The following is a 5,443-nucleotide window of genomic DNA, read 5'->3' as shown; positions in this document are numbered from 1 at the left end:
GTCGACGTCTTCGACGGAGGCGAAGCCGCCCTCGACCATCCGTATCGCCGCCAGCAGGTAGGGCACCAGCAGCGCGTTCACCACGAACCCGGACCGGTCTGAGCAGCGCACCACCTGTTTGCCCAGCACTGAGCTGGCAAACTCCTCGGTGCGCCCGGCTGCGGCCTTGTCGGTGACCAGCGTGCTGACCAGCTCGACCAGCGGCAACACCGGGACCGGATTGAAGAAGTGCAGTCCGAGCACGCGCTGCGGGTTCTTGGTTGCCGCGGCGATCTTCATGATCGGGATGCTGGACGTGTTCGACGCCAGCACCGCGTCAGGATCGGTGATGACCCGGTCGAGCTCGGCGAAAATGCCGGCCTTGACGGCGTCGTCTTCGACGACGGCCTCGATCACCAGCTGACGGTCGGCCAGGTCGGACAGGTTGGTGGTGAAGGTCAGCTTGTCGAGCGCGCGGTCCCGCTCACGCTCGGTCACCTTGCCCGCGCTGACGCCCCGCTCCAGTGACTTGACGATGCGGTTGCGCCCGGCGGTGATCAGCGCGTCGGTGGTCTCGAACACCGTCACGTCGACGCCCGCGCGCACCGAGACCTCGGCGATGCCGGATCCCATCTGGCCCGCCCCGATTACCCCTACCCGATCGATTGCCATGGACCACTCCTTTCCGACGCGCGAGCAGACGCAAAAGCACCACATTTGCGGCGCAAATGGGTGCTTTTGCGTCTGGTCGGCAGATTAACTCAGTGGAACTGGCCCTCTTCGGTGGAGCCGGTCAGGGCGGTGGTCGACGACTTCGGGTCGACGGTCGTGGCGATCCGGTCGAAGTAGCCGGCACCGACCTCGCGCTGGTGTTTGGTCGCGGTGTAGCCCCGCTCCTCGGCGGCGAACTCCTGCTCCTGCAGCTCGACGTAGGCGCTCATCTGGTTGCGCGCGTAGCCGTAGGCCAGGTCGAACATCGAGTAGTTCAGCGCGTGGAAGCCGGCCAGGGTGATGAACTGGAACTTGAAACCCATTGCGCCGAGCTCCTTCTGGAACCTCGCGATGGTCGCGTCGTCGAGGTGCTTCTTCCAGTTGAACGACGGCGAGCAGTTGTAGGCCAGCATCTGGTCGGGGAACTCGCTCTTGACGCCCTCGGCGAACTTGCGGGCCAGCTCCAGGTCGGGGGTGCCGGTCTCCATCCAGATCAAATCGGCGTACGGCGCGTAGGCCTTCGCGCGGGCGATGCACGGCTCCAAGCCGTTCTGCACCCGATAGAAGCCCTCGGAGGTGCGCTCGCCGGTGATGAACGGGCGGTCGCGCTCGTCGACGTCGGAGGTGATTAGCGTGGCGGCCTCGGCGTCGGTGCGCGCGATGACGACGGTCGGAACGTCGGCCACGTCAGCCGCGAGCCGGGCGGACGTCAAGGTGCGGATGTGCTGCTGGGTGGGGATCAGCACCTTGCCGCCCAGGTGGCCACACTTCTTCTCCGAGGCCAGCTGGTCCTCCCAGTGCGAGCCGGCCACGCCCGCGGCGATCATGGCCTTCTGCAGCTCGTAGACGTTGAGCGCGCCACCGAAGCCGGCTTCGCCGTCGGCGACGATCGGCGCGAGCCAGTTCTCCACCGACTTGTCGCCCTCGACGGTGGCGATCTCGTCGGCGCGCAGCAGCGCGTTGTTGATGCGACGGATCACCTGCGGCACCGAGTTGGCCGGGTAGAGGCTCTGGTCGGGGTAGGTGTGGCCGGAGAGGTTGGCGTCACCCGCGACCTGCCAGCCGGAGAGGTAGATGGCCTTCAGGCCGGCGCGCACCTGCTGGACGGCCATGTTGCCGGTGAGGGCGCCCAGCGCGTTCACGAACTCCAGATCGTGCAGCTGACGCCAGAGCACCTCCGCCCCGCGACGGGCCAGGGTGTGCTCCTCGACGACGCTGCCCTGCAGGGCGACGACATCCTTGGCGGTGTAGGTGCGCGTGACGTCCTTCCAGCGCGGGTTGGTGTCCCAGTCGCGCTGGATCTGCTCAGCGCTCTTCGGGGTGCCGACGTCAGACATTGGATTACTCCTTAACGGTCTTCACTGACTGAGTTCCAGATGATGTGTGGAGCCCACCCGCCATCGGGCGGAAGCTAGACGCTTAACTTCACTGGTGTGCTAACACGACCCTGGCACAGCCCATTCCTGCTGGTCCACCCATTTCACTTGCGAATTTTGGCTATGACCGGTGGTCATTTGGCGAATCTTGCGAAGCCACGCAAATACTTGACCGTTTCAGAAACTACCCGCTGGTAACCAAAATGTGCAGGTCAGCGGCAATTAACCGGGACGCTTGTCCGGTTAAAGCGAGAACAGCGCAGCGACGGCTTTCGTCTCGTCGCCGACGGCATATGTGAGCGTTGTAACAGTGCGATCGGTGAGGCCGGAACCGAACTTCTCGGTGGATCCGGCGGGGTGGACGTGAGAGATGATCTCGAGCTTGTCGCCCAGCGCCACCGGCGCCTCATGCTCGATCGTCACCCGCAGCGGCCCGGCCAGCAGCTCGGCGTGGGAGGCCAGGTAATCCTCGACCACGCTCCAATAGACCGAGTTGTTCATGTGGTCGAACAGGTCGATGTCAGTGACTCGCACCGGGAATTCATGGATCTCCGACGCGTCGTCGCGGCTGCCGGGCTTCAGGTAGCCCTTCCAGCGCAACCGGTCGACGGAGGTGGTCTTGTGCAGGCCCGCCAGGAAGTCGTCGGCGATTCGGGCCGGCATCTCGGTCTCCCGGCTCACGTGGATCCAGAACGCCTCGGACTCGATCAGGCCGCCCTTGCGCCCGTCGATGCGGACCCGCATCTCACACCATCGGTTCGAGGTGCCCGAGCACCAGCGCCGGCATCGCAGCATGTCCTGCCATTCGATCGGGCGGATCAGGTCGACCATGGTGCGCCGGACGATCCACAGCGGGTGGGTCTCCTCGAAGCCCATCTCCCGCAGCTGGTCCTGGCCGATGTCCTGAATGTGCCGGCAGCCCGCGTCCAGACGTAGGCGGCCGGTGCGGTCGATGTCGGCCACCCGCAGCGGCCACTCGCGATCGAACACATCGGGGCTGCCGTCGGGCACCGGCATCATTATTTTGTCCAGGCTCACGGCGTGCTCCAGTTCCTCCCCGTTCCTTGATGCGAATCATGCCAATGGCACGGTCGATATTCCAAAATTCAGCACCCCGACGCGCCTGCAAACTCTGCCAATCAAGCGTTAACAGTGCAGCGTACGCTAGGTCGGGTGTCCAAAACGTTCGTCGGCTTACGGGTGCGCCAGCTGCGCAACGAGCGGGGTTTCAGCCAAGCCGCATTGGCCCAGATGCTGGAGATCTCACCGAGTTACCTCAACCAGATCGAACACGACGTCCGGCCCCTGACGGTGGCGGTCCTGCTGCGCATCACCGAGGTGTTCGGGGTTGACGCGACGTTCTTCGCTCCTCAAGACGACACCCGGCTGGTCGCCGAGCTGCGCGAGGTGACGATGGACCGCGATCTGGACATCAACGTGGACCCGACGGAAGTCGCGGAGATGGTCGGCGCTCATCCCACGCTGGCTCGCGCGGTCGTCAACCTGCACCGGCGCTACCGCATCACCACCGCGCAGCTGGCCGCTGCCACGGAGGAGCGCTTCTTCGACGGCAGCAGTGGCAGCGGATCGATCACCATGCCGCACGAAGAGGTACGCGACTACTTCTACGAGCGCCAGAACTATTTGCACGAGCTGGACACCGCGGCCGAAGACCTGACCATCCAGATGCGGATGCATCACGGCGACCTGGCCCGCGAGCTGCCCCGGCGACTTACCGAGGTGCACGGCGTGCGCATCACCAAGCGCATCGATCTGGGTGACACCGTGCTGCACCGCTACGACCCCAAGACCAAGACGCTGGAGATCAGCAATCACCTCTCGTCAGGCCAACAGGTGTTCAAGATGGCGGCGGAATTGGCCTACCTCGAGTTCGGCGAGCTGATCGACACCATGGTGGAGGACGGCAAGTTCACCAGCGCCGAATCACGCACGCTGGCCAGGCTCGGGCTGGCCAACTACTTCGCTGCGGCCGCGGTGCTGCCGTACCGCCAGTTCCACGACGTCGCCGAGAACTTCCGCTACGACGTCGAGCGGCTGTCGGCGTTCTACTCGGTGAGCTACGAGACCATCGCGCACCGGCTGTCCACGCTGCAGCGGCCGTCGATGCGGGGGGTGCCGTTCTCGTTCGTCCGGGTAGACCGGGCGGGCAATATGTCAAAACGACAGTCCGCCACCGGTTTTCACTTCTCCTCCAGCGGCGGCACCTGCCCGTTGTGGAACGTCTACGAGACCTTCGCCAACCCCGGCAAGATTTTGGTGCAGATCGCGCAGATGCCCGACGGCCGAAACTACCTGTGGGTGGCCCGCACCGTTGAGCGCCGCGCCGCCCGGTATGGTCAGCCGGGAAAGACCTTCGCGATCGGGCTGGGCTGCGAACTTCGCCACGCCCACCGGCTCGTCTACTCGGAAGGACTCGACTTGTCGGGGGATCCAGGAAAAATCGCCACACCGATCGGCGCGGGTTGCCGCGTCTGTGAACGCGACAGGTGTCCACAGCGGGCGTTCCCCGCGCTGGGGCGCGCACTCGATCTCGACGAGCATCGCAGTACCGTGTCGCCGTACCTGGTGCTCCAGCCGTGACGGGCAGCCAAATCGCCCGGATCCCGTCCGGCGGTTTCCGCGAGCTGGGACCGATCAACTGGGTCATGGCAAAGCTGGCGGCGCGAAAGGTGCGCGCACCGGAGATGCATCTGTTCACCACCCTGGGACAGCGCCGGCTGCTGTTCTGGACGTGGTCGATCTACAGCGGACGGCTGCTGCGGGGGCGGCTGCCGGCGATCGACACCGAGCTGGTGATTCTCCGGGTCGCGCATCTGCGGTCCTGCGAATACGAGCTGCAGCACCACCGCACCATGGCGCGCGCCAAAGGCCTGAACGCAGACCTGCAGGCCACGATCTTCGCCTGGCCGGACGTATCGGCAGAGGCCCGCAACGGCCTCACCGCGCGCCAGCAGGCACTGCTGCAGGCGACCGACGAGTTCGTCAAGGACCGCACCATCACCGATGAGACCTGGCAGCAACTGGCGGCGCACCTGGATCGGCGGCAGCTGATCGAATTCTGCTTGCTGGCAAGCCAATACGACGGGCTCGCCGCCACCATGCATGCGCTGGAAATCCCGTTGGACAACCCGCGCAGCTAGCCTGCCGTCACAACCGCGTCGAACGTGGGGACCGATGGCAGCGGGTATCGCGAACGAATTGCTGCATGGCTCAACCCGTTTGGGCTTCGGCACCGTGCCGGGTCATGATCGGCGGCGGTGACCCGCCTAGTTGGGTGTCGGTGGTGGTTGGGGTTGGAAGGGTTCATACCACCACCAGTCGGCGCGCTCCCCGGTGGGCCCGGCACAGGGCGGGAC

At 65.3% G+C, this 5,443-nt stretch carries 6 protein-coding genes; 2 read left to right on the top strand and 4 right to left on the bottom strand.

Annotated elements, in window-relative coordinates:
- The 3 genes from A5791_RS25535 to A5791_RS25525 form a co-directional block, all read right to left on the bottom strand.
- The coding region (locus A5791_RS25535; protein ID WP_369828145.1) for a 3-hydroxybutyryl-CoA dehydrogenase at positions 1-696 on the bottom strand (696 nt) is incomplete at its 3' end.
- Between the two features lie 44 nt (positions 697-740).
- On the bottom strand, positions 741-2,027 hold the full coding sequence (gene aceA / locus A5791_RS25530) for an isocitrate lyase (RefSeq protein WP_067243072.1): 1,287 nt from the start codon (positions 2,025-2,027) through the stop codon (positions 741-743).
- Between the two features lie 282 nt (positions 2,028-2,309).
- Entirely contained in the window at positions 2,310-3,104 is a 795-nt protein-coding gene (locus A5791_RS25525) for an acyl-[acyl-carrier-protein] thioesterase (protein ID WP_067243070.1), read from the bottom strand.
- Between the two features lie 135 nt (positions 3,105-3,239).
- Between A5791_RS25525 and ramB the strand changes: the two genes are divergently transcribed.
- Positions 3,240-4,667 (top strand): acetate metabolism transcriptional regulator RamB, encoded by a 1,428-nt coding sequence (gene ramB / locus A5791_RS25520; protein WP_067243068.1) that lies wholly within the window; start codon positions 3,240-3,242, stop codon positions 4,665-4,667.
- Complete coding sequence (locus A5791_RS25515) at positions 4,664-5,227, top strand: carboxymuconolactone decarboxylase family protein (RefSeq protein ID WP_067243066.1); 564 nt, start codon at positions 4,664-4,666, stop codon at positions 5,225-5,227. Before ramB ends, A5791_RS25515 begins: the two co-directional genes overlap by 4 nt.
- Before the next feature lie 126 nt (positions 5,228-5,353).
- Here the strand turns inward: A5791_RS25515 and A5791_RS27405 are convergent.
- The coding region (locus A5791_RS27405; protein WP_231995795.1) for a hypothetical protein at positions 5,354-5,443 on the bottom strand (90 nt) is incomplete at its 5' end.

This window comes from Mycobacterium sp. 852002-51163_SCH5372311 (genome assembly GCF_001667115.1).
In the GTDB taxonomy this organism is placed as follows: domain Bacteria; phylum Actinomycetota; class Actinomycetes; order Mycobacteriales; family Mycobacteriaceae; genus Mycobacterium.
This window is presented reverse-complemented; position numbering and strand designations above follow the sequence as displayed.